This is a genomic window from Enterococcus durans (assembly GCF_002277935.1).
Taxonomy (GTDB): domain Bacteria; phylum Bacillota; class Bacilli; order Lactobacillales; family Enterococcaceae; genus Enterococcus_B; species Enterococcus_B durans.
This window is the reverse complement of record NZ_CP022930.1, coordinates 1152692-1177408: the sequence shown is the minus strand read 5'-3', so window position 1 is coordinate 1177408 and position 24717 is coordinate 1152692. Positions and strand designations below refer to the sequence as shown.

Below are 24717 nucleotides of genomic sequence, written 5' to 3'. Positions count from 1 at the left end.
TCACTCCAAGTGCTTTTGGTTTGTTTATGTAGGAACTGCTTATGCTCCCGCAGTTTATTTGTATTTAGAACATGACCCCCATTCTTTTAGTTCTCTCCATTCAATGATCCTTCACTCCTAGTAAAAATCATATGATCGTGTGTTGCCATAATTGAATTTTCTATGCTACTTTTACCTTCTGAAAACAAAGTAAAAAATGCTAAGAAGACCAAAGTCATAGTCTTCTCAGCATCACTATTTTTACCGTTCAAAAAATCCAACAACCAATCATCGGCCTTCTCATACCATTTTTGGTTGTCATTTTCTTCATTACAGTGCTGCAAAAGCCCTAAAAGATCTCATTTCGGCTTTCCCACAACACCTATCCTTTTATCATGGTAACGTCTAAAAGGCAACTTGCTTGCTAAAGCTTGTAAAATTGTAGTAGATAAAATCAACCCCATTCCCACCAAAGAAGACCAATCAAATAACGTGTTCAAGAATAAAACAGATAAAAAAGTGGCCGTTAACGGTTCAAACGAACTCAACAAACTTGTCGTAGTGGGATCGATAAACTGCAAACTTTTGAGATAAAATAAATAAGAAAACAACGTACCAAAAATAATAATAAAGGCCAAAGAAAGAATACTCGATCTTGATAAATGCAGCGGCCACTCCCGTAAAATAAACGGCAATAGAGCAATTCCAGCCGCTAACATTGCCAAGCCAGTTACTAAGGTAGCATCATACGTCCGCAAAAGGGTTCTCGGTAATAAGGTGTATAAAGTTGCCGCAATCCCAGCCATGATCCCCCAAAAAACCGCCCAAGGGGATAAAACGAGTTGATTCAAACTACCATGTGTCACCAATAGAAAGGTCCCTGCAATCGCTAAAACAATCGATAAGAGATCAATTCGTCGCGGAGCTGTTCTCTGACGTATCGAATAATAAAGCAGAATAAAAACCGGGTTTAGAAACTGCAGAATAGTGGCGGTCGGGGCATTACCCAAGCGGATCGCCATAAAATAAGTAAATTGCGATGGCACAACACCAGCAAAACCAAACAACAACACATGACCTATATCTTTCGGCCGACTGAACAGTTGAGTTAACTGTTTTCGTTGCGTAAAAAAAGCCCATAACGACAATAAAAAACCGGCACCTAACAACCGCAAACCAACAATACATTCCGTACTAACAGCATTTTTTGCAAAAAAGTATTGGGCAACACTCCCAGATGATCCCCATAAAATCGAACCACTGATTACATAAATAAACCCCCGTAGACGTACAGACAAACCCTTTTCCCACCTTCACTAAAACATTTAGTTAAAAGAATACACCAGCTTTCTTCATATATCAATTTGAAAAAGTAAATTTATTCAGCGTCTACTACCGAGAAAACGGTTAACATACAGCAACACGCAAAAAAGCTTAAACTAAACGATCAGCTTGCCAAAAATACTCGAAGAAATCCAGCTTATAACCCTATGACTGAGGTCGTTCCAGAAGTGTTTTGCTCTGAGATATCAAGCCGATTTTCTTCTTCCGTCACCGTTTATTCTTGTTTAAAACCTGAGTCAAAAGTATCTATTTGGTCCCCTTTCTTATTGTGGAAAGAATGTGGGACAAATCTAAAAATTAGTTTTATCACAGACTCTCGAATAAGCAGCGTACAAAAGCCAGGTTTTTGGAAAGATCAAAAAAAAGAGAATGAGACAAAAGTAAGAAACACTTTTGTCTCATTCTCTAAAAACGAATAAACGGTGGGAATAGACTAAATAAAAGCCAATTCTTTCAACGCTTTCCAAATACCATCTTGGTCATTTGTATCTGTGACTATTTTTGCTTCTGCTTGGACTTCCGGCGCAGCATTTCCCATTGCTACTCCGATTCCTGACATACGCAACATTTCTCGGTCATTTTGTCCGTCACCAAAACTAATGATATCTTCTTGCGTAATACCGACTTGATCAGCTAAATGTACGATCGTCGCTGCTTTTGAACCGTCATGAGGAACAACGTCTACACTATTTTCATGCCAACGTACAAAACGGATCTTATCATAATCAGCAAAACGATCATCATAGGTTTTATCAAAAAAGGCTAAAGCTTGGTAAATCTCTTGTTCCTCGACAAAATACTGATCCAACTCAGGCAAAACGGCGCCAAATGAATGCATTGCCTCTTCCATTACTCCGACATGATTCGAAGAAGAGCGCTTGATATTATCTAGACTAACAAATGCCGTATCGATATTCTCACTATGTGCTTCTTCGACAAAGCGGTCTAACTGTTCACGATCCAAAAGGTTTTTGTAGACTTGTTCATGATCTAAAAAACCTGCGGCTCCATTACATAAAATATAGTTGGTAAAATCTAAGTCACGGATCACTTCCTGTGCATGGAAACGACTACGTCCCGTAGCAATCGTCACTAAATGACCTGCTTTTCGTAATTTATCGAGCGCTTCTCTCGTGCTATCTAGTGCTTGTTTATTCGTGTCCAACAATGTTCCGTCAATATCAAATGCAAATAGTTTGCGTTTCATTTTTTGTCGTCTCTCTTTCTTATAAATACTTGCTTGCTTCTCTTGTTGCCAAAGGACTCAAGTCTTTTGCTAATTGTTCTCTTACCCAATCTGCGTCTGTTTTACTATAATCCCTTAAAGCCCACCCAATTGCTTTTTGGATAAAAAACTCATTGGTCATACGGTCGGCTTCGATTGCTTTTGCAAGTAGCTGTGTCTCCGTTTTTTCTTTAAAACCTAATTGTAGCGTAATAGCGATACGCCGCAACCAAAAATCATCTTGTTGCGCAAAAACAACAAAAACTGATTCCAGTTGCTCTAGATGGTGAAGGCACCATGTACTGTAAACTTTCCGCCATAGATCAATACTGTCCCACCATTCTTTTCTTTCTACAAGCATTATCAATGCCCGCAACTCATCAAAAGTAAAACGTTGAACGTTACGTTGGACTAAATCGATGGCTAAATACTGATACTCTCTTTCGATTTGACCATAATAATAGTCAGCCAAAGCAATAATTTCTGAAGCAGATAGGCATTTACTATCAAGCAACAATTTTTTTTGCAGATTTGCTCGTTCTGGTTTCGGCACACCGGCAAATAAAAACTGATTACGCATATAGTCTTCCATCTGTTTAGCTTTCTCTTCATTTTTTGGAAAAACAAGCATCTCCAATTTCCCTCCTCCTTTTGAAGGGGTCAGTCCACATAAGCCGATTTAGACTGATTCAACCAAGCGTACCCTAGCCCCATGACTAGTCCGCCTCCTATATAATTTCCAAGCAAGGCAAACAATAAATTATGTACGATGTTGCCTAGCGTCATCGCATCCATTTGTCCACCTGAAGCAAAGAAAGCCAATGTAAAAGCAGGGAAATTCGCAATCACGTGTTCATAACCTAAAAATGAGAAAATGAAAATAATGAACACAACCGTTAATACTTTACCTGCATCATCCTTCATACGCATACTGATCAAAACAGCTGTATTGACTAGGATATTTGCAAACATTGCTTCCACCAAAATCGTCATCGTTGGCTTTGTCAGTTTCGTTGCAACTGATTCTAACATATAATTGTCCAATGCCAAACTTTGAAATGGCGAAGTAGCAGAAACCAAAAATCCAAACAACAAGCCGCCGATCAGATTAAACAAAATACAAGTAAATAAAATTTTTAGTGCTTTCGATAGATTCAAGCGCTTACGATAAACACCAACTGTCATATAAAGCATATTTGAAGTCCCTAACTCTGCATTCATGTACAAAATCATTACCAAACCCCAACTAAACATAAATGCGTAAAGGATCTTCCCAAGTCCGTGAGCGATTGCTTCGCCTTTCATTGCGATTGCAAAAGCCACAGCTGTTCCTAATGTTAAAAATAAACAAGCAAATATGGCGCGTAGTGCATAACGTGCAAAACTATTGTCGAACAAGTCGACTTTCTTTTCGATCGAGGCATCGATCTTTTCAAACAACGGTGATACTGGGTTCATCTCTTTTCTCCTTTGATTTGTTCAATTATTTTCATGCTTTTGGCATATACCTCCTTATTTTATAGAGTGCGGAAGCGTTTGTAAAGCGTTTTTAGAAGCTTTTTCCCTTGACATCACCAAGTGATTTCCTTTATACTGGAATTTGTGTAAAATAATGCAGCAGAAGAATAATAATACGTCCCTAGTTCGTTGCCCCGATTCGGGTTCAATTGTGTAACCGCGGCTGCAAAGGTGAAGATTGAAGAACGGACTACACGATTATGAATTTTTCATCGGATTATTTTACTCCAAAAACTACATTTATTTATTGGAGGAAATTTTAATGTCTCGTTATACAGGACCATCATGGAAAATTTCTCGTCGCCTAGGTATTTCATTATCAGGCACAGGAAAAGAATTAGCACGTCGCCCTTACGCTCCAGGTCAACATGGACCAAACAGCCGTGGCAAACAATCAGAATACGGTATGCAATTAACTGAAAAACAAAAACTACGTCATATGTACGGAATGAACGAACGTCAATTCCGTAACTTGTTCGTTAAAGCTAGCAAAATCAAAGAAGGTAAACACGGGGTTAACTTCATGATCTTACTAGAACAACGTTTAGACAATGTTGTTTATCGTTTAGGTCTTGCAACTACTCGTCGTCAAGCACGTCAATTAGTTAACCATGGCCACATCACTGTTGATGGCAAACGCGTTGATATCCCTTCATACCACGTTGAAGTGGGTCAAGTGATTTCAGTTCGTGAAAAATCACAAAATATCGTAACAGTTAAAGAAGCTGTTGAAGCAACTGTTGGACGCCCAGCATTTGTAAGCTTTGACGCTGAAAAATTGGAAGGTTCATTAACTCGTTTACCAGAACGTGACGAACTATATCCAGAAATCGACGAAGCACTTGTCGTTGAATACTACAACCAAAGCCTATAATTTCAAAAGTTTTGGTTTACAAGCCCACTACCACATCGGTAGTTGGGCTTTTTTATTTAGAGGTTGTGAAAAAGCCCGTTCAGCTCCGCCGACAATAAGAATGGATTTTTTGAAACAGCTTCTCATGTTTTAAAAAATTCAGACTTATTTCAAGGAGGTGGCTTTTGAACACCGTGGAAGAGGTTGTGAAAAGAGCGCTTTAGCTTGAGCATTAGAGAAGAAAAATAGAAAATAGCTCCCCATATTTTTTATTTTTTTGAGCTAATGCCGAAAGTCAGCTCTTTGAACACCGTAGATAGAGGTTGTGAAAAGAGTGCTTTGGCCTGAGCAATAAGGAGGAAAATCTCGAAACAGCTTTCCATGTTTTGAGATTTTTTGACTTATTGCCGAAGGTCAGCTCTTTGAACACCGTAGATAGAGGTTGTGAAAGAAGCGTTTTACTCTAAGCAAATAAAGCAGAAATTTCAAAATTAATTCTTCATATTTTGGAAATTTCTGTCTTATCACCTAAATCGAGCTTAAAAAATAAACCGAACAATCCGAGAGTCGTTTTTTGAAGCCCACCCCAAAATGTTTGCTTAAAAAGCTCCTATTTGGGGGAAACGTTCATTTTCTCCAGAGTATTCGGCTTATTTTTTTGTTTAAATAGTTCTGAGTCTGCCTCATTAGTTATGATCAATTTATTTTCATTTTTTCTCTTTACAATTCTATGTATATCACGTACAATTTCGTTAACCTATAAAAAATATAAAGTTAACGAAAAGGAGAGCTTATGACAAAATCTTTGAAAGAACTTATACTTGCGGCTGAATTTGCAGCGATTATCGCTGTCCTCTCTCAATTTACCATCCCCTTAGGTATCATTCCTTTAACAGGTCAAACGTTTGCAATCGGGTTGACCGCCACCTTCCTTGGTAAACGAACAGGAACGGTAGCCGTCTTTATCTACTTATTGCTAGGATTGATTGGCTTACCTGTTTTTTCTGGCATGACTGGTGGGATCGGTGTCCTATTTGGCCCTACTGGTGGATATTTGATTGGGTTTATTTTTCAGACCTTGCTGATTGGTTGGCTGATTGAAAAATGGGGCGAAAATTATCCGCAAGCTTTTATTGCAAATCTCTTAGGTTCTGTGATTGCTTTGATTTTTGGCACATTTTGGTTGAAAATCAGTGGCGGGTTATCGATCCAAACGGCATTTTTAAGTGGGTTCGTTCCCTTCCTACTCCCAGAACTGATCAAAGGAACTGCAGCGGCTTATCTAGGGATCTTATTGAGAAAAAGACTGCACCTGATTACTCGCTCGACTATTGCTTCACCTAAAAAATAACTATTTTCCCCATTACAATAAAAAAATAAGCGGTGCACTACTATTCGACAATCAATGCGGGACAGTAGTGCACCACTTATTTTTATCATGTTCATTCATGCACAAAGCTATACCATTTAATTCACACTTTATTTAGTCAAATCGATTTTTTTACTGATCCAGTAGATGATGACGCCCCCCACAATCATAGAAGCCAATTCGCCTAAAGCAATGACTCCCCAATTAAAGAAAAAGGGTGCTTGATACAATAATTTTAACTGTCCTGCCACTGTAAACATGGAGAATGCAAAAATAAGCGCTGTAATCACCATTTTCAGTTTCATATTTTTTACTCGTTTCGTCACACTATAATTGAGCAATAGGACGATCAGTGTGCTGACACTGCCAACAACGACATCGATCAACCCAAGTGGCGAAGCCAAGTTAGCTAATGCTACACCTAGCGTTACAGCGTAAATATATTTTTTATTATAGAGGGACAGATAATTGAACATTTCTGATAACCGTATTTGGATGGCACCAAAACTGATTACAGACAATACAAGGGTGACTGCTACATATAAACCTGTGACCAAAGCCATTCGCGCAATTTCTGCTGTCGTCCAACGATTTTTTGAGGTTACTTCTTTGTGATCCATTTGTTTTCTCCTTTGCAAGATAATATTCTTGGTAATAACTACGACCAAAGGATGGGAATTTTCTTCCAACTGAAGTGCCGTAGTGTAAGTTTTTTCTGGTCATACTGCCTATACTTTAAGAATAAGTGATCGTATAACCGATAGCTCGTTTGACAATAGCAAACAAAAAAGCTATTTTAAGAGCCAACCACCATCGATCGGAACGATTGCTCCTTGGATATAGCTGGCTTGAGGTGTTGCTAAAAACAACGTCAATTCAGCCACTTCTTCTGGTTTGGCCCAGCGTTTGACTGGCGTTTCATTTGCCACCCATTCTGCCATTTCACCATCTCCTGCAAAATCAGCCGCATTCATTGGCGTTTGGATAGCTCCTGGTGCGATTCCTTTTACGCAAATACCTTGGGAAGCATAGTCGAGCGCTAATTGTTTGGTAAACCCAATAATCGCGTGCTTGGCACTTGTGTAGGCAACACCGCCTCCACCAGCCACGTAGCCAGCGATAGAAGCCATATTGATGATCGTTCCAGAGGTTCGTTGAAGCATCTCTGGAAGTAGCAATTGAGTCAAACGATACATGCTTTTTACATTGACCGCAAATATCCGATCCCACAACGCTTCATCCGTTTCTAACAACGGGTGATAGGCATCAAGTATCCCAGCCGTATTCAATAAAATCTCTACTTCACCGAAGTGACGATGGCAGGTTTCTACCGCTTCTAAAAGTACTTCTTTTTTTGTGATATCTCCCAAATAATACATAAAAGATTCTGGATAACTCGTGGAAAGTTCTCCCATCCCACCATTTTGCTGATCCAGTCCAAAAACTTGGGCGCCTTGCTCTAAAAATGCTTTAGCTTGTGCATGTCCGATCCCCGAAGCTGCACCAGTCACAAAAACAACTTTTTCAACTAGATCTGTATAGTGGTTTTTCATTTTACAATGACCCAGTCATCTGCCAAGATATCGCAAACAGTTGGGGCAAAACTAGAAAATCCTTCGTCGCTAGTTTTGATCAAAAAATAAGGAGTAACGGGACAACCGTCAAATTCATCTCCTGATACAAGAACGACGTAAAGCTCAAAACCACTCCAGCCTTCACGAATCACTTTTGCTCCTTTTTTTACTTCTGGTAATATTTCTTCAAATGTCATTTTCTTCATCTCCTGCGATTATTTTTTTCTTGGATCAGTCTTATCTTTTCAAAAAGTTCAATATAGTCTTTCAATTGTAACTCGCCTGTTACGATAAAGTATTCTAAGTCTGCCCATGGCTTACGGTGAACTTTGCTCGTCGAAAGCAACAAATCGACATCTCTTCCACGATAGTCTGTAGGTAAAAAAAGCAACTGATAGTCATTGCGGAAAAAATTACGTAGCCCCTCTTCGATCAGTTGTTCTTCAAATAACGGAAAATCTGTCATTAGCAAAATCGTTATCTGAGGCAACTGTTGAGTGAATGCGCCCATTGTTTTTAAAACCGTCAGATATCTCCCCATCAAAAAGGAAATATTTTGAAAAGCCGGATGTCGGACTTCTCTACGTTCTACTTCAAAGAATAAATCGAGCCAATGTTTTAATTCCTTGTTTTCAATCACTAGATGGTTCATGAAATCACTGTCGTTGCCATCAATCGTTTCTTTTGCTTCCGGAAAAAGATACGCAAATAAATGGCTACTGAATAAATAGTTTTCTGCTTCTTTAGATAAAGTTTCTGTTGGAAGTCCTTGTTCTGTTTGGTAGAATTCTAGTGCTTCTTTCGCTTCATAAAGTGCAGTATAAGGCGGGGTCTGATATTTTTGGTGGAACGTAAAAATACTGGTACGGATTTCTTCATCCGTATAATATTCTTCTCTTGTCATCAACACTAAAAAAAGTGCGCCTACCTCGTCCTCGTTTTGAAAATAGTTTGGGAATACCGGTTGCATCCACTGACAAAATTGTTTAAATAATGGATTATCTGTAATCAACCGCCGTTTGCGCTTGTTTAAGTCCACATAGTGTTTCTGAGACTTACGCAAAAAGAAGGCTCCCAACATATATTCCAACCTTCGTTTTTTGATTTCATTCAACCGTACATTAAAAAAAGCCATGATTTGTTCTGCGATTTTTTTCACATCTGTTTGGGAAATCGTCGCAAACGGCCAGATCTTTCCACGGAACAACTGCCAAAAAGTCATATGTAAATAGAGCCGAATGATTTCTTCTTCTCCCTGGGCCACATAGTCCCCACGTTGCAAAGAGATACCATAGGCTTTTAATTGTTGTTTCCATTCATTGATTTTTCGGTGAGCAGTTGATTCACTGATGTAATGTTTTTGTGCAAACTGATACATCGTGTGGAAATCTTCAAAAAAAATATCATGCAATAATTGATATTTCAACGTATTTTGCACAAGATAGATGAGAAAACGCTCGTGCTCGATCGAATCTAAGGAATCATGAAAATTATAACCAGCACGGTGGGACTTTACAAACAGAGGTTGTGCTTTCCCACTAAAGTGCTGATAATTTTTAGATAGTTCACTTAAATATTTCGAGACACTGCGTGCATCTAATTGAACTGTTTGCGCAAGCTGCACAGCTGTATGCCATCCATGATCTTCAAAGCTTTCCAGCAGAAGGATTTTATAGTAGAGATCTTTGTCGAATCTCTTTAAATATTCAGATGACAAATACAACTTCACTCACTCCTTTATGCTAGAACGTTGGTTTCATTGTAGCATAAAACAACTGCTTCGACATTAAAACAAGCCAGCAAATGGTTGGAACAATAAAGGTAAGATGAAAACTGTTAGAATACCATTGACGCAGATTGCTAAACCAGAAACGATCCCTTCTATTTTGCCCAGTTCAATTGCTTTAGCTGTCCCGATTGCATGGGAAGTACTCCCTAAAGCAACTCCACGAGCGACAGGACTCTTAATATTGAATATTCGAAAAATATGTGTGGCAATCAATGAACCAAAAATACCTGTTGAAACAACGATGGCAAGTGTGACTGCATTTACCCCGCCCATACTATGAGAAAGATCCACTGATATTGCTGTAGTTACTGATTTTGGCAATAATGAAATAACCATATCTTTCTTTAATGAAAAGAAATAGCCGATACCTACGCTGACCAAACAATTGGCAACGATCCCGGCGATAATGGCTGCCAGGACTGAAAAAACATTTTCCTTCAATAAATGAAAGTTCTTGTACAACGGAATGGCTAATGCTACTGTCGCTGGTGTAATCAGCATCGTCAAAAAGCTGCCACCGACATTGTAGTCTTGATAATCGATACCAGAAAAATGTAAAAATAAAATGATTACGAGGATCGATAAAACTAATGGATTGATGATTGGTAATTTATATTTGCGCAAAAATTTATCGGATAGAACATACACACCTAAAGTGACACTTAAACCAAACAAAGGATTACGGAAAAATTCAGTCAATTTGTTGTTCCTCCATCTCTATTTCTGGATCATTTGCTTTTCGTTTCTTCGTGACATATCGGACGATTGCTTCAACACCTTCTGCAGTTTTTCCTGCTACGACCATTGTCACTACGGAACAAACGACAACAGCACCAAGCAAAATAGGCCAGATCGTTGCAATATCGTCAAAATAATCAAGTAAGCCCACTCCAGCAGGTACAAAAAGGATCGTTAAGTTATTCAACAAAAAATCACCTGTTGCTCCTAATCTTTCAGGATTTACCAAGTGCATCTCAAATGCCAAAAACAGGAATAAAATGCCAAGGATACTTCCGGGAATAGGTAGATGCGCAAAAACTCGTGTCGCTTCTCCTAATACAGAAAAAAATGTAATGATAAAAAACTCTTGAAAAAATTTCATATATGAAACACTCCTTATGTCTTGTTTTCATTTTACTAACAAACTTTTTCTGAAAGTTTCAAAACATGCTGTTTCTAAGCAACAACATTTGAAAAAAATACTTGTTTTTTTTTGGTATATTTATAATTAAGGTTGGTGTTTTGCGAGAAAGTTTCGAACGTTGATTTTTGGAAGTTGGTCTGATTTCTTTCATACATAGAAATCGCATTTTTAATCTGCACTTATTGCGACCACGGAAGAAAAGGACAGGCGAAACACTGCACCTATTGTGTTGATGTTTCTTTTTTTTTGCATTTTTATAATATTTTGGAGGTATATATGGATTACTCACTTATGACACGTCTAGCAGCGGAAATGATTGGTACAGCCTTATTGATCGTTCTAGGAAACGGTGCTGTAGCTAACGTAGATTTAAAAGGAACGAAGGGTTACGGAAGTGACTGGATGTTGATAGCTGTAGGTTATGGCTGTGGGGTTATGATCCCAGCAATGATCTTTGGCGGAATCAGCGGAAACCACATCAACCCAGCATTCACAATCGCTCTTGCATCAAACGGCTTATTCCCTTGGTCAGAAGTTTTACCTTATATTGCAGCTCAATTAGTCGGTGCCGTAATTGGTCAATTGATCGTTGTAGCTTGCTACAAACCATACTATGACCAAACAGATGATGTAAACCATGTTTTAGGTACATTCTCTACTATCAATAGTGTTGGTTCTAAATTCAATGGTTTCGTCAATGAATTCTTTGGTTCATTCGTTTTATTCTTTGGTGCCCTAGGTATCACTAAAGCACCATTCTTCCAAGATAACCTTGGTACAGCTCATTTAGCACTTGGTTTCTTAGTTTGGACATTAGTTGCTTCTCTTGGAGGTCCTACTGGTCCTGGATTGAACCCAGCCCGTGACTTTGCTCCACGTCTGGTACATGCTTTATTACCACTTAAACACAAAGGCTCATCACAATGGGGTTACGCTTGGGTGCCAGTTGTTGCACCGATTTGTGCCGGTATTGTTGCAGTCTTCTTATACAAATTCATCTTTATGGCTTAATCAAAGTCAAGCAGAAAACTGGATGCGAAAATTCGCACCCAGTTTTCTTTTTTTTGGAAAAATATATTCTGTTTACTCTTTTGAGTATGGAATAATACAGTAACAAAGTAAGAAAAAAAGAAGCAATTGAAACCAAGATTCCGACTTATTCTCAAAGAAAGGTGCAGTCACTCATTTCAACTACCCTCTACCACTAAAAATTAACGAAGGAGCGTTATCATGGCAATAACTGACTATACTGAAAGTGAACGAAAAGCTGAACTTTTAGCCTTACTTCTTGCATTAAAAGAAAATGGTTCGTATCATTCGACAGGTTCGGATGGCAAGATACTTTATACGTTACTATTTACGACATATCAGAAAATGATTGCACAAGATCAACAAAATTTTTTTATACCCAAACAACAGCAATCTGCTATCTTCACCTCTTTACAAAATACCATTGATTTTTATCAATCTGCTAAACAAGGCGAGATCAAACAATTACTGGAAAACCTAAAGCCTGATGATCGTACCTCCTTCATGATCCTTCCCATCCAATTTTTGACAGAAGGAGAACAGAAACACGCGGCTGGATTACTTATACATAGACACAATGATCAGTATGTCCTTTCCATATTAGACAAAGCACGTTTTTTTCAACAACGGACTGGCAGCTATCTCACGATCCCTGAGAAAAATATAGAAAAGTTCAGTGAACTACTTTTAGATAGTAAAAACTCTGATGAGATCTACAGAAATAGCCCTACTGTTAGCTATGATAGGTGGTCGAATTATGGGATTTTAAAAGCCTTTACTACTCTTTCAAATGAGCCTCAAGCAAAAGACTTAAAAATAAACCTAAGTAGACAAATCGAAGGAAATTGTATTATAGCTGGTGTCGATGCAGCTTTCAAAACAGCTTTGTACCATTGTCATACAGATATTTTTCAAACTATCGATACGCGTAAAGAAAAGCTTACACCAAAATACAATGTAAAAGAGAATGCTACATTTCAGATGCGTCGACGCTTCCTCCATGCCTTAAAGGGCAATGATCACAATGAAAATAAAAAATTAGATCGTATTTTTTCTTATTATGAAGAAAGGAAAAAAATGAAAAAGAAACTCTTAAAGCTTAACAAAACATGGAAAAATTCAAGAAATCCACTTCTTAAGCTAATCTATCATCTGAAAAAAACCAGTATCCAAAAAAAACAGTACACCATTCATCATGGATTTAACAATATGATGAAACGCGATTTCTCTATTGTCCCTTTAAATGGCCTTCCAAAAGCAAGAGTTCAAAATCTTATAAAAGAAGACTATCAAAAAACGGCAATCGCAGAACTATACGCAAAAGTATCGCCATCAAAATTGACTTATATCCAAAAATCTAAAAAAAAGGATTCTCTTTCTCGTTGACTTCAACTGAAAAATGACTGTTATTTTGTATGGGATCAATACAAAATAACAGTCATTGCTTTTTCAAATTCTTCATGTAAATGTTTCGTACGATACGCGCTGAACTCCGAATCATGCGCACGCAATAACGTTCGCAATTTCATTGGATTGTAGCTGTCAACCAAGTGATTCATCAAAACGAAGTCTCTCGTCAGTTGCCATTCATAATAATACCCAAATGGCCGGCAACTATATGTCGCGCCACCAATGACTTTGTCGACAAACCTGCGATGTGTATGTCCAAAGACCACATGTGTGATATTGTCATACTGATCCATTAAATCACCCAATGACTCTGACCCTAAAAAAGCATTTAGATCATTCCAACGTTCATAGGGAGCTGACTGATACACTATAAAGTCTTTTTTAGGAACAAAATGCGTAGAAAAAATCACCTTTAACTGTTTGGCAGAAAGGATATCCAACAGATTTTTTGTTTCTTGAAGCAAGCGATCATTCACTTCAAGATCCGTCCCTTCTCGCTGAATAAACCGATCATACCAGTAAAGTTTCTTCATTCGAACGATGGCATCCAACTCTTTCAATTCAGAAAAACGATAATCATACCAACCGTTCATTCCTACTAAAACTAGTTTCTCATTAAGAGGAATATAGCGTTCATTCAGAAAATGCGCATCTGGAAAATGATTCATCATTTCCTCGCCATTGACATCAGCTAATTCATGGTTGCCAAAATGAAAGGTCGTCGGCAAGCCTTTTTTTGCAAAATATTCCACAACAGCTAAACAACGATCTACTTTGTTCGCTACATCACCTGCCAAATGAAGGCGCGTGATTTCTTTTTCTTTTAATACTTGCCATAGGATCAGCAATTCATTTTCGCTAAACTTGTTGATGTCAACATGCAAATCACTGATGATCGCTAACTTTCCCATTTTACGACTACCTTCTGTTCTCTTCTTAGTCTCTATGAAGCATTTGTAAATTCCCTTTTAATAAACCACTTGGACCCTTTAATTGAAGACTATTATACGTTGGTTCCACTGCAATTGTTGTAGGGTCATCCATATACATCAAAGCACTTTTTTTCATTCGGATCGGACCAACTGTGGTTTCCGCTGTTTCTGAATATAAACTCAAATCTTTGTCCGTATCCTTTTTGACAATCAATAAACGAAAGGACGTATCGATTTGGCAAGTTACCCGAGTATCTGCGAATGGACCATCACCATCTTCAATATCTAATAATAATTGTTCATCTGCATTGACTTGAGATTGGATCTTTTCTTTTGCTTCCTCTGTTAACAATAGTTCCATTGTCATCACCTCAAGTATAGCTTACTGATTTTATATTTTAGATGCAACTAACTTGTTTTTTTGTGCTGTTGCTCCTGCCATTCTTTTTTTGTGATGCCTCGTAAAACGGTTGAAGCGATTTTCCCTTTCCAATGTCTCGCATCAGGAATGATTCCTTCCTTCTTCATACCGATTTTTTCCATGACCCGTCCAGATTTAGGATTCTCTACGTCATGTTGCGCAAAGATCCTCACAAGCGCTAATTCTTCAAAACCAAGTGTCAATAATGCTCTGGCAGCTTCCGGCATATATCCGTTTCCCCAATACGCCTTATTTGATGCATAACCAAGTTCTGCATTATCCTGTATTTCATTAACTCTCAAATCGATGGTACCGATCATTTTATGATTGCTTTTCAACTCGATACCATATTTACCTAGAGGAGCTGCCATGAAAACATTAGCGATCCCCTGTTTCGCATCAGCTATTGTTTGGTACGTAGGAAATACATAATACGTTGTTTCTTCATCTTTTCCATATTCGTACATATCCTCTGTGTCCTTTAAAGTGACTGGGCGCAAGATCAAACGCTCTGTTTCGATTCTTTGGTGCTGGGCAAAAATTAAATTTCGATCAATCAGTAATTCCATTGGCTTTCCCACCCCTACGTATATATTTCTAACTACTTTATCGAAAATATGCGACAGAATCAAGGGTTTCACGAATTTTCATTGATATTTTCTTAAATGAACCTTAAGTACCATCAAAAAAGCTTGAAAATAAAAAAGCTTTAAACATTACTTGAAAAAGAATAACCTTTTATTCACGGTTTGTTAACATTTTTTCAGTATTGTTATCTTATTTAATTAAAACTTGGAGGAATCATTATGACTGAATACGCAAAAACGATCTACTTTATCGAAGAAACACAAAATATCGAAGGTTCCTACATTGAAGTCAAAACTTTGTTTGTCAATGATGATAAGCAAAAAGCAATTTCAATTTTTGAAAAATTAGCGCAAAAAAAATCAAGCTCATTTGGTTTGATTCTGAGTGAATACAAGATCAAAGCAGAAGAAAGCTATTTTTATCAGTTATTAAAACATTGGACAAAGCTTCCTGCTGACTTCTATCGAAGAATGAATATTTTGAATTACCGAGCACTAGCAGAGACAAAAATCTGACCCCTTCAAGATCCAACTAAAAGACCATATCGATCCATTCTTCTTATTTCTCGGAGTTAAACACTTCTGTCCCAACCTCTCTCAAATAAACGGCGTTTAAAAGTCAGATTTTCGGGAATTTCAAAAAAAAAACGAGCAATACAAAAAGCGTATTGTTCGTTTTTTTATTCAATTTCTCAAACCTAAACGACTTTTGTCTCGACCTCGTTTTCGTGCCGTTTTCCGTTTTGTTCTAGTCTTTTTTTAGTTGAATACTTGATTGACGTCTTCTATCATCAACTTCATTGATTCTAAGCCACCGCCACTTAAATACCATACATCTGGTTGTAAAGAAATGACTTGATCATTTTTTCCAGCATCTGTCTGCGCAACTAATTCATTTGCCGACACGTTATCTTTACTGTCATCTCCGCCAATTGCTTTCGTACGATCGACAACAAAAAGGATTCCTGGATTTTTTTCTAAGATATACTCATAGGAAACACTTTGTCCATGCGTAGAAGCTTCAATTTGATCATCCGCTTGTTTGAATCCAAATACATCATGGACAAGGCCAAAGCGTGAACCTGAACCATAAGCTGAAAGCTGTCCTTCGTTCACTAGCGTAACTAAAGCTGTTTGTTCAAGCTTGCTTGCTTTTTCTTTTGTTTCCTCAATTTCTTTCGTTAATGTAGCTAGTTCTTCTTTTGCTTTGTCTTCTTTACCAAAAATCTCAGCTAACGCATTTACATTCTGCTGTACAGATTCCCACGGTTCCTTTGTATCGACCGCTAAGTAAAGGGTTGGCGCAATCTTAGCTAGTTCTTCTTTGTAATCACTTTGTCTACCAGAAATAATGATCAAATCAGGCTGCAACTGATTGATTTTTTCTAAATCAGGCTCTTTGATCCCACCAGCCGATTCTACATCTTTATACTTATCTAAATAACTAGGTAAATTTTTAGTTGCTGCTCCGATCACTCTATCCCCAACGCCCAATGCATCTAATGTATCTAAAGACCCGTTATCAAAAACAACGACTTTTTGTGGATTTTTTTGTACTTCCACACGATCTCCATTGCTGTCTTTAATAGATACGGTCGTTTGTTCGGTTGTATTACTTGTTTGGGTAGACACCGTACTACTGTTTCCAGTATTCCCACATGCCGCCAATCCAAATGTTGCCATCAATAAAACACTAAGTACTAATCTTTTCATCTCTTTTCTCCTTTAATTTTTTTAGAAATAAAGACAGAATCTGCGTCCTTCAATTTCGCAAATTCGGATGTCCATTTCATACAAATCATCTAAAACTTCTTTTTTGATAATTTCGTTCGTTGTGCCTTGAACAAATAACTCTCCATCTTTCATGGCAATGATTTCATCTGCATAACTCGCTGCAAAATTGATATCATGGAGAACGATGATGATCGTTTTTCCTAATTCGTTCACTAATTTTTTTAAAATCTGCATGATTTGTACAGCAAAATTCATATCCAGATTATTCAACGGTTCATCCAACAAAATATAATCTGTATCTTGGGCAAGTACCATCGCAATGTAAGCTCGCTGTAACTGACCACCAGAAAGTGTATCGATCGTTTGATCAGCTAATGCGTCTAAACCTAGATGTTCCATCGATTCCTTGACGATTTGTTGATCGTGTGTAGTTAGTTTCCCTTTTGTATAAGGAAAACGACCAAATTCAACTAATTCTTTGACGGTGATCTGCATACTGATCGTATTGGTTTGTCGTAAAATGGATAGCTTTTTGGCTAGTTCCTTTGAGCGCCAAGCCTTCACCTCGTTGTGATCCAAATAAATTTCACCCGTATCCTTAGCAATCAGCCGACTGATCATTGACAGAACTGTCGATTTTCCTGCTCCATTCGGTCCAATAAATGCCGTCAATTGCTGTTCCTTGATAGTCAGATTGACTCCTTTCACCACCGCTTTTTCATGATAGTTCTTACTAACTTCTTTTAAGTCGATCATGTGATCGTCTTCCTTTCACGAATCAATTTTGTAATAAAATAAACGCCACCTAAAAATTCCACCACAATACTAACAGTCGTGTTCCAACCAAAAAGCTGTTCTACGAGCAATTGCCCACCCACTAAAAAGAGGACGGAAATCAAAAAACTCCCTAGAAACAATTCCCCATGTCGATAAGTAGCAAAGAAACGATAACTGATATTCGCTACAATAAACCCTAGAAAAGTGATCGGTCCCACCAATGCAGTAGCAGTACCCGTCAGAAGACTGACACAGCATAATACCAAAAACTGGAAATGATCTGTATCAATCCCTAAATTGATTGCTTGTTCTTTTCCAAGATGGAACACATCAAGATAGTGTCTTTTATAAAATAAGAAGAACCAAGACAAACTAATGATGATCGTAGCTGGCAATAAATACTGATTTGGAATATTCCCAAAACTAGCAAAGAGCTTTCCTTGTAAAAGATCATATTCATTTGGATCCATGACAACTTGTAAAAAAGTGCTGATACTGCTAAACAAGGTACCTAAGATCATCCCAGTCATTAAAAGAAGAAAGACATTCGTCTGACCTTTCTTCAATAAAAAGAAGAATAAGAGCTGACTCAACCCCACCATCAATCCAATATTCAGTAAAAACATCCCTGTTCCTACCTGTTGCAGCATCGTCACTCCACCAAAGAAAAAGAAGAGAATTGTCTGTACCAATACATACAATGAATCCAATCCTAAAACAGATGGGGTCAAAAATTGATTTTGTGTGATCGTTTGGAAACTGATCGTTGCACTGCTTGTAGCGAGAGAAACCAAAAGAAATGCAAAAATTTTTTTACTGCGAAGTGCCCAGGCGAATTGCCAATTCCCATAGGTATTGATCATCAAATAGCTGGCGATCACTCCTAGGGTAAGGATAACCAAAAGGGTAAATCGTATCCTTTTTCTATGCATTCTTTTTCCTCCTAACCAGCAAATAAAGGAAAATAATACCGCCAATGATCCCCACCACCACGCTGACCGGTACTTCATAGGGATAAATAACAACTCGAGCGATGATGTCACAAGCAAGTAAGAAGACACTCCCCAATAGTGCAGTGAATCCCAACGTTTTATGTACCTGATCCCCATATAGCTTAGCAGTGATATTGGGAATGATCACACCAAGAAATGGAATCGTTCCAACCATGATCAATACGATTGCACTCGCAAAAGAAACAAGTCCTATTCCTAATAATTGCATTTTTTTATAATTAATCCCTAGGTTGACTGCAAAAGATTCACCTAAGCCAACAATGGTAAAGCGGTACGCAAAGATGTAAATAACCACCAATAAAGGAACCGTTACATACAATAATTCATACTCACCACGTATGATCGTCGCAAAATTTCCTTGTAGCCATGAAGACATGTTTTGTACCAATTGAAATTGGTAAGCAAAAAAAGACGCTACAGAACCAATGATATTCCCCAACATTACTCCGACTAACGGGAGCATAAGCTGATTTTTTTGCGGAAATAACCGTGCAAAAGATAAAAATAAAAGTGTTCCTACGAAAGCAAAGAAAAAAGCTGTCAGAGAACGTAAAAGTAAAGGTGCCTGAGGTAAAAATAACATAACGACTAAGATTCCCAATCTTGCACTATCCATCGTCCCCGCAGTCGTTGGTGAAACAAATTTATTTTGAGTCAAGTGCTGCATGATCAGTCCACAAATACTACTTGTCGCTCCAACTAAGATCAAACAAATCGTTCGAGGGAAGCGAGTCGCTAAAAAAAGTTGGGTACTTTGTCCCCTTAAGTGAATCAGGTCAGAAAACTGCACATTTGATACACCGATAAATAAGGAACAGCAGCCTAGTCCAATCAAGGCAGCAATTAACCAAAAGTACCGCATAAAATCCTCCTCGTTTCTAATTGATAATGATTCTCATTCTTATTCTAAGTGAAGGTTTGAACAAAAGCAACCGCTTTTTTCTTTTTTAAGCATTTTCATCTTCTATGTTATAATCCTATTAGAAGAACTGAGAAGGAGGATAATCCGATGTCAAAAGACGATGTACAAAGCCATTTAGACAAAGGAATGTATGGTACCCCATTAGTAAATCCCGAGGAACAACACAAATATTTAGGTACTTTTCGTGAACGTTGTTATTTGAGTATGACGATCGCTGAGATGAAAGATCCGCTAAACAAGGAGAAATTCATTGAAGAAATTGAAAAGCAACCTGATGCAACGATTCTCTTGAATGGTGAAACCCCAATTGCGATCCAAAATCAATACATCCAGCTTGCAACGAAGAACAATATCCGTTTTACAGTCGTCAATGACTTTGTCTCCGACGCTCCAGACAGCATTGGGTTACTCTTAGCTGCGAAACAAGCGGTGAATGAACCAGTCATTGACATAGAAGAAAAATATCCCAAAGAAGAACAAGCAGAACCCGAAGAAAAAAACAAAAAGAAAAGTTTGTGGGATCGCTTGTTTTAATTCAAATAAGTATTTTCCCAACTGAAACGACCGCCAAAAGTCAGGAATCCTAACTTTTGGCGGTCGTTTTATTCGGAATCAGAGTCTGTAGCAAAACTGATTTTTAGATTTGTCCCAATTATTTTGGTCTAGCAGAAGAGATAAATATGTTTTTTTCGCTCTGTTACTTTTCAAAAATTTCTGGATATAACAATTGTAAAACATTCATTGTCAGTCTTCTGCCTTTTCCTGCAAATGGATAGACATGCATATGCATCGCTGGATTAAAGTTCGCTTCAATGATTCCATAGGCAGTTGGATTTTTCTCAGGGTCTACTTCTTTATCTGGAATGATCAAATCGATTCCACTGATTTTCGCACCTAATGCTTCCACCGCTGAAACTGCAATTTGTTTATATTCTTCAGAAAATTCATCCGTCACATCAATGGAGTCGCCTCCAGTACTGATGTTTGAATTTTCCCTCAAATAAACGATTTTGTCTTTAGCGGGTACAGAAGATACCGTTAATCCCTGTTCCTTCAACATCAATTGTTCTAACTCTCCCAGTTGGATCAGTTCCAATGGCGCGCGATGGTTCGTTCCTCGTAACGGATCAAGGTTCTTTTCAGCAACTAACTCCTCTACTGTTCGCACACCGTCCCCTACGACATTTGCAGGAACTCGAAGCAAGATAGCTTGGACCTCACCGTTGATCACAAAGAAACGGTACTCCGTTCCCGGCATAAATTCCTCGACTAAAACAGAAACATCCTCACTAAATGCGATAGCTAATCCCGCTTGATAATCTTCTAAGCTTGCTCCATCTTTGAAGATAGTGATTCCTAGCCCATAATTCGTAGACTTCGGTTTGATCACAAATGCTTGCTTGGCAAATCGCGGATATGCTTTTATCGCTTCTTCCATTGATGTAAATTCTGCACCATTTGGTACACGGAATCCTGCTTCTTTTAAAATTTTCTTCGTGACTGTCTTATTCTCCATGATCAAAGGAACGATATAGCTATCTTTACTTGTCATATTTGCATTTTTCACATATTCGATATGTTCCTGATGTTGTAATCGTAAAAATTGATCAGCTTCATCAATTACTTTCACTTCTACTCCTTTTTGGATCGCATCAAATAAAAAGAGTTGTGTAGAAAGTTCCATATCTCTAAAACCTGCTAATTGATAAGGACGTGCATGTGCTTCTTCATCATATTTTTTACCTAGGTTCAGGGCAAATTCGTGCTGACTTTTTTCCTTTGCTTCTTGATAGATTTTTCCTGCTAAAGTCTCTGCTGGTTGTAGCATTTTCTCGATCATTTTCTCAATCAAAGGGATCGCTGTTGGCTGTTCTAACTCGATCAACATTTCTTTCATCCCATTCAATACCTTAAGCCCTTCTTCAAGAAAAGCGGTTTGCTTCAATGGGTGTTCAAGAGAAACTACTTCATTTTTATCCGTACCTTCTTTTACCCAAGCATCTGGTTCTTGTTCTTCTTCTACCCACAACATGTACGTCAAAAATAGTTGCAAAAATTCCACTTGTTCTGGATTGATCCCGAGACGTGCATAGGGATTCAGGTCAATGTTTCGCAACTCGATGTATCGTACTCCAGTTGTCGTCAGATCCGCTACTCGTTTCCCGCCACGGAAGCGTATAGGTGTGTAAAATTCTTTTTCTTCTGACAATTTTCCTTCTTCCACCATCTGTTCGATATCGGATAAATAGCGTTCCATTGATGAATAAGATACTTTGACATTTGGATGATTCGTATAGCCAAATGAACTGTTACGAATACTTCGAATCGGCTCACTTGGTGCAGGTTTATCGACGAAATAATTTGCTTCACTCAAAGGAGAAGCACCATATAGATAAGTGATCAACCAACGGTAATGCAAGAAATTTCGCGCCGTTTTTAGATAAAGTTCTGTTTTAAATGATGTAAAATCAGGAAATTCCGTTTGTTGCGCAAACAATGATCGTAATAAATCATCGCCAAATTCAAAATTGAAATGGATACCGCTCACCATCTGTTTTCTTTTTCCATACTCTTTGGCTAGATAGCGGCGATAAAGTACATCTTCGAAATTCGCTAATTTTGCGATCATGATTTCTTCGTCTTTCGTCGGTAGTGCAGGAGGCATACTTAACGGCCAGATCATTTCCTCATCAGAGATCGACCGAGAAGCGACATCATAAATAGCCGCTAAATATTGGAATAGTTCCTCCACTGAATCAGTGACGGGTGTGATCAATTCAATTTGTGTTTCGCTAAAATCTGTTTGGATATAGGGATGGAATGCTCGATCACCAAATACTTCAGGGTGATCGGTTCGTGCTAAAGCTCCTGTCAGATCCACTCGTTGTCCTTCACGTTCAACGCCAAAACGTGCTTGATCGATAAACGGACGTGAGTTAGGATGCAAGAGTAAATATTTATAATTCATTATTCATTGTCCTCCAGTTCATATGCCTCTAATTATAGTAAAAAACCTCTAGAAAAAGAACGAAATTGTTTTAAAATGAGAAAAAAGAAAAAATCAACTTTAATCTACTTTTATGTAGAGCCCCATCTTACTTTCTTATGTCCTCTTCTCATTCTAAAAAAGAAGCTGAAGAACCAGAAAATATTTTCATATTCTCATGGTACTCCAGCTTTTTCTTTAGCTACGTTTGTGTGATCAATTATTCAGTTGATCATAGTAGTTTTTCCCCTAAATCAGGTACTTTCTTTCAAAGAACAGTCATAACAGATTTTATTCTTCTTTTAACAATCCTTTGAACAAGCCCACAACAAAATCGTTTGGCTCGAATGGTTCCAAATCATCGATACCTTCGCCAAGACCGACTAGTTTGACTGGTAGATGCAATTCATTACGGATGGCTAATACGATCCCGCCTTTTGCCGTACCATCTAGTTTCGTCAATACTAACCCAGTAACATCCGTCGTTTCTTTGAATTGTTTCGCTTGGACCATTGCGTTTTGACCAGTTGTCGCATCAAGGACAAGTAAAGTTTCATGGGGTGCTTCTGGTAATTCCCGTTGGATGACACGTTTGATTTTTTCCAATTCATTCATTAAATTGACTTTATTTTGCAAACGGCCTGCTGTGTCCACCAATAAAACATCCACTTGGTCATTTTTCGCTCGTTCCATTGCATCATAGACAACAGCCGCAGGGTCGCCTCCGGCATTTCCACGAACTACTTCTACCCCAGCACGTTCGCCCCACACAACTAGTTGGTCGATCGCACCTGCACGGAAAGTATCAGCGGCAGCCAGCAAGACTTTCTTGCCTTCGTTTTTATACTGATGCGCAAGTTTCCCGATGCTTGTGGTTTTTCCAACTCCGTTCACGCCGACAAACAAGATGACTGTCAAGCCATCTTCTTGAATGTTCAATTCATTGACTTCGTTGATTCCCTCTTCTTCATACAGATCAACTAATTTTTCAATGATTGCATTTTGGATCTCTGCTGGTTTTTTCGCATTCCGGAGTTTTACTTCTTGCCGGAGCGCTTCCGTAATCTGGATCGCTGTTTCAAAGCCCACATCTGCGCCAATCAGCGTTTCTTCTAATTCTTCAAAGAAATCTTCATCTACTGTTCGGAAATTTGCAAATAACTCATTCATGCGTTCCCCAAATGTTTTTCGGGTTTTTTCTAGTCCTTTGTCGTACTTTTCTTGTACTTCGACTTCTTCTGGTTGTTCTTCTCCAGTAAACGCACGTTTGATCTTATCAAAGAATCCCATAAGTTCCCTCCTAATCTAAAACAAATTTTTGAATGACTTTTGCCACACCATTTTCAACATTGCTTGAAGTAATGTAATCTGCTGATTCTTTCACAGCTGGCACCGCATTTTCCATCGCTACACCTAATCCAGCATATTCGATCATCGGTAAATCATTTTCTTCATCCCCGATTGCCATAATTTCTGCCGGTTCTAATCCTAGATCTTTCGCTAATAGAGAGATTCCATAAGCTTTTGTGACACCCTTAGGCATGAATTCTAAAAGCATGCTTCGTGTTTTGATGATTTCATATCTTTCATGGAATGTAGCTGGTATCTTTTTGATTTTTGGATCTAATTCTTCTTGTGGGTAAGCAATGACTGCTTTATTCAATACAAATTCATCTGTAATATCTGCCAATGTTGCTGGTTGAAATTGCAGCAATTTATTCAACACATTATATAGTGATTGCTTCTTGGGCGCACTTGGCAACTGCAACACCCGATTATCTGATAAAACATCTAGCGGCAAATCCAACTGTTGGGCTAAATCATACAATCGATGGATATCTGCGACTGTCATCACTTTCTTTTCCATGATTTCGCCTGTGTCATTTTTTTGGACCAGACCTCCATTGAAAGTAATGCTAAAATCGCCTTCATCTACTAAACCTAGTTCTTGCAGATAGTGAGCCATCGCTGCTAATGGGCGCCCTGTACATAACACGATCTTGACCCCTTTTGCTTTGGCTTCGGCCAACACACGCTTATTCTCATTTGAGATTTTTTTCTCTTCATCTAACAATGTACCATCTAAATCAATCGCAATTAATTTGATCATT

The 24717-nt window shown here is 38.2% G+C and carries 26 protein-coding genes; 6 read left to right on the top strand and 20 right to left on the bottom strand.

Annotated features, from left to right (window positions below):
- Positions 1-338: 338 nt before the first annotated feature.
- The 4 genes from CJZ72_RS05735 to CJZ72_RS05720 form a co-directional block, all read right to left on the bottom strand.
- A complete protein-coding gene (locus CJZ72_RS05735) occupies positions 339-1277 on the bottom strand; it encodes a DMT family transporter (RefSeq protein ID WP_081133746.1) in 939 nt (312 codons plus the stop codon).
- A 479-nt stretch (positions 1278-1756) separates the two neighbouring features.
- Positions 1757-2530 carry a Cof-type HAD-IIB family hydrolase gene (locus CJZ72_RS05730; protein WP_081133745.1) on the bottom strand — a complete coding sequence of 258 codons (774 nt, stop codon included), beginning with the start codon at positions 2528-2530 and terminating at the stop codon, positions 1757-1759.
- 19 nt (positions 2531-2549) lie between these two features.
- Complete coding sequence (locus tag CJZ72_RS05725; protein ID WP_081133744.1) at positions 2550-3185, bottom strand: DNA alkylation repair protein; 636 nt, start codon at positions 3183-3185, stop codon at positions 2550-2552.
- Positions 3186-3208: 23 nt separating this feature from the next.
- On the bottom strand, positions 3209-4006 hold the full coding sequence (locus CJZ72_RS05720) for a formate/nitrite transporter family protein (protein ID WP_005880658.1): 798 nt from the start codon (positions 4004-4006) through the stop codon (positions 3209-3211).
- 322 nt (positions 4007-4328) lie between these two features.
- Here CJZ72_RS05720 and rpsD point away from each other — a divergent pair, with 322 nt between their 5' ends.
- Entirely contained in the window at positions 4329-4940 is a 612-nt protein-coding gene (gene rpsD / locus CJZ72_RS05715) for a 30S ribosomal protein S4 (protein WP_005880660.1), read from the top strand.
- Positions 4941-5712: 772 nt separating this feature from the next.
- The gene (locus tag CJZ72_RS05710) at positions 5713-6270 is read left to right on the top strand and encodes a biotin transporter BioY (protein ID WP_081133743.1); all 558 of its coding nucleotides are present in this window, start codon (positions 5713-5715) and stop codon (positions 6268-6270) included.
- Between the two features lie 128 nt (positions 6271-6398).
- Here the strand turns inward: CJZ72_RS05710 and CJZ72_RS05705 are convergent, their stop codons facing one another.
- The 6 genes from CJZ72_RS05705 to CJZ72_RS05680 all read right to left on the bottom strand — a co-directional run bounded on the left by CJZ72_RS05705 (position 6399) and on the right by CJZ72_RS05680 (position 10753).
- A complete protein-coding gene (locus CJZ72_RS05705) occupies positions 6399-6908 on the bottom strand; it encodes a QueT transporter family protein (protein WP_081133742.1) in 510 nt (169 codons plus the stop codon).
- Between the two features lie 171 nt (positions 6909-7079).
- Positions 7080-7841 carry a 3-oxoacyl-ACP reductase gene (locus CJZ72_RS05700; RefSeq protein WP_081133741.1) on the bottom strand — a complete coding sequence of 254 codons (762 nt, stop codon included), beginning with the start codon at positions 7839-7841 and terminating at the stop codon, positions 7080-7082.
- The gene (locus CJZ72_RS05695) at positions 7838-8059 is read right to left on the bottom strand and encodes a DUF2829 domain-containing protein (protein WP_005880667.1); all 222 of its coding nucleotides are present in this window, start codon (positions 8057-8059) and stop codon (positions 7838-7840) included. Before CJZ72_RS05695 ends, CJZ72_RS05700 begins: the two co-directional genes overlap by 4 nt.
- A gap of 5 nt (positions 8060-8064) precedes the next feature.
- Positions 8065-9585 carry a helix-turn-helix domain-containing protein gene (locus CJZ72_RS05690; protein WP_081133740.1) on the bottom strand — a complete coding sequence of 507 codons (1521 nt, stop codon included), beginning with the start codon at positions 9583-9585 and terminating at the stop codon, positions 8065-8067.
- A gap of 63 nt (positions 9586-9648) precedes the next feature.
- On the bottom strand, positions 9649-10350 hold the full coding sequence (locus tag CJZ72_RS05685) for an LrgB family protein (protein ID WP_005880671.1): 702 nt from the start codon (positions 10348-10350) through the stop codon (positions 9649-9651).
- Entirely contained in the window at positions 10343-10753 is a 411-nt protein-coding gene (locus tag CJZ72_RS05680; RefSeq protein ID WP_005880673.1) for a CidA/LrgA family protein, read from the bottom strand. The genes CJZ72_RS05685 and CJZ72_RS05680 overlap by 8 nt, the downstream gene beginning before the upstream one ends.
- A 318-nt stretch (positions 10754-11071) precedes the next feature.
- Between CJZ72_RS05680 and CJZ72_RS05675 the strand changes: the two genes are divergently transcribed.
- Together CJZ72_RS05675 and CJZ72_RS05670 are read left to right on the top strand one after the other, a co-directional pair.
- Positions 11072-11806, top strand: a complete 735-nt coding sequence (locus CJZ72_RS05675; RefSeq protein WP_005880675.1) for an MIP/aquaporin family protein — start codon at positions 11072-11074, stop codon at positions 11804-11806.
- 219 nt (positions 11807-12025) lie between these two features.
- A complete protein-coding gene (locus CJZ72_RS05670) occupies positions 12026-13210 on the top strand; it encodes a hypothetical protein (protein ID WP_232509786.1) in 1185 nt (394 codons plus the stop codon).
- 35 nt (positions 13211-13245) lie between these two features.
- Here the strand turns inward: CJZ72_RS05670 and CJZ72_RS05660 are convergent, their stop codons facing one another.
- From CJZ72_RS05660 to CJZ72_RS05650, 3 genes are read right to left on the bottom strand one after another with little or no spacing between them, the layout of a single operon-like run.
- Positions 13246-14145: a metallophosphoesterase gene (locus CJZ72_RS05660; RefSeq protein ID WP_081133739.1), complete on the bottom strand. Its 900-nt coding sequence runs from the start codon at positions 14143-14145 to the stop codon at positions 13246-13248.
- 25 nt (positions 14146-14170) lie between these two features.
- Positions 14171-14527, bottom strand: a complete 357-nt coding sequence (locus CJZ72_RS05655) for an iron-sulfur cluster biosynthesis family protein (protein WP_005880681.1) — start codon at positions 14525-14527, stop codon at positions 14171-14173.
- Positions 14528-14574: 47 nt separating this feature from the next.
- Positions 14575-15156 carry a GNAT family N-acetyltransferase gene (locus CJZ72_RS05650; protein ID WP_081133738.1) on the bottom strand — a complete coding sequence of 194 codons (582 nt, stop codon included), beginning with the start codon at positions 15154-15156 and terminating at the stop codon, positions 14575-14577.
- A 237-nt stretch (positions 15157-15393) separates the two neighbouring features.
- On the opposite strand from CJZ72_RS05650, the gene CJZ72_RS05645 reads away from it, so the two are divergent.
- Positions 15394-15690, top strand: coding sequence for a hypothetical protein (locus CJZ72_RS05645; RefSeq protein WP_081133737.1), 297 nt, complete (start codon positions 15394-15396; stop codon positions 15688-15690).
- Positions 15691-15933: 243 nt separating this feature from the next.
- Here the strand turns inward: CJZ72_RS05645 and CJZ72_RS05640 are convergent, their stop codons facing one another.
- The 4 genes from CJZ72_RS05640 to CJZ72_RS05625 are packed head-to-tail and all read right to left on the bottom strand — an operon-like array spanning position 15934 to position 19560.
- Positions 15934-16887: a siderophore ABC transporter substrate-binding protein gene (locus CJZ72_RS05640; RefSeq protein WP_081133736.1), complete on the bottom strand. Its 954-nt coding sequence runs from the start codon at positions 16885-16887 to the stop codon at positions 15934-15936.
- Positions 16888-16908: 21 nt separating this feature from the next.
- Positions 16909-17664, bottom strand: coding sequence for an iron ABC transporter ATP-binding protein (locus CJZ72_RS05635; RefSeq protein WP_095443680.1), 756 nt, complete (start codon positions 17662-17664; stop codon positions 16909-16911).
- Positions 17661-18617, bottom strand: a complete 957-nt coding sequence (locus CJZ72_RS05630) for an iron chelate uptake ABC transporter family permease subunit (protein ID WP_081133734.1) — start codon at positions 18615-18617, stop codon at positions 17661-17663. Before CJZ72_RS05630 ends, CJZ72_RS05635 begins: the two co-directional genes overlap by 4 nt.
- Entirely contained in the window at positions 18610-19560 is a 951-nt protein-coding gene (locus CJZ72_RS05625; protein ID WP_005880693.1) for an ABC transporter permease, read from the bottom strand. The genes CJZ72_RS05630 and CJZ72_RS05625 overlap by 8 nt, the downstream gene beginning before the upstream one ends.
- Before the next feature lie 147 nt (positions 19561-19707).
- On the opposite strand from CJZ72_RS05625, the gene CJZ72_RS05620 reads away from it, so the two are divergent.
- Positions 19708-20154 carry a YueI family protein gene (locus CJZ72_RS05620; protein ID WP_081133733.1) on the top strand — a complete coding sequence of 149 codons (447 nt, stop codon included), beginning with the start codon at positions 19708-19710 and terminating at the stop codon, positions 20152-20154.
- A 163-nt stretch (positions 20155-20317) separates the two neighbouring features.
- Here CJZ72_RS05620 and gshAB read toward each other — a convergent pair whose 3' ends face one another.
- The 3 genes from gshAB to CJZ72_RS05605 all read right to left on the bottom strand — a co-directional run bounded on the left by gshAB (position 20318) and on the right by CJZ72_RS05605 (position 24716).
- Positions 20318-22591: a bifunctional glutamate--cysteine ligase GshA/glutathione synthetase GshB gene (gene gshAB / locus CJZ72_RS05615; protein ID WP_179135129.1), complete on the bottom strand. Its 2274-nt coding sequence runs from the start codon at positions 22589-22591 to the stop codon at positions 20318-20320.
- A 306-nt stretch (positions 22592-22897) separates the two neighbouring features.
- A complete protein-coding gene (gene ftsY, locus CJZ72_RS05610) occupies positions 22898-23896 on the bottom strand; it encodes a signal recognition particle-docking protein FtsY (RefSeq protein ID WP_081133731.1) in 999 nt (332 codons plus the stop codon).
- Positions 23897-23906: 10 nt separating this feature from the next.
- Positions 23907-24716, bottom strand: coding sequence for a Cof-type HAD-IIB family hydrolase (locus CJZ72_RS05605; protein ID WP_081133730.1), 810 nt, complete (start codon positions 24714-24716; stop codon positions 23907-23909).
- Position 24717: the final 1 nt, after the last annotated feature.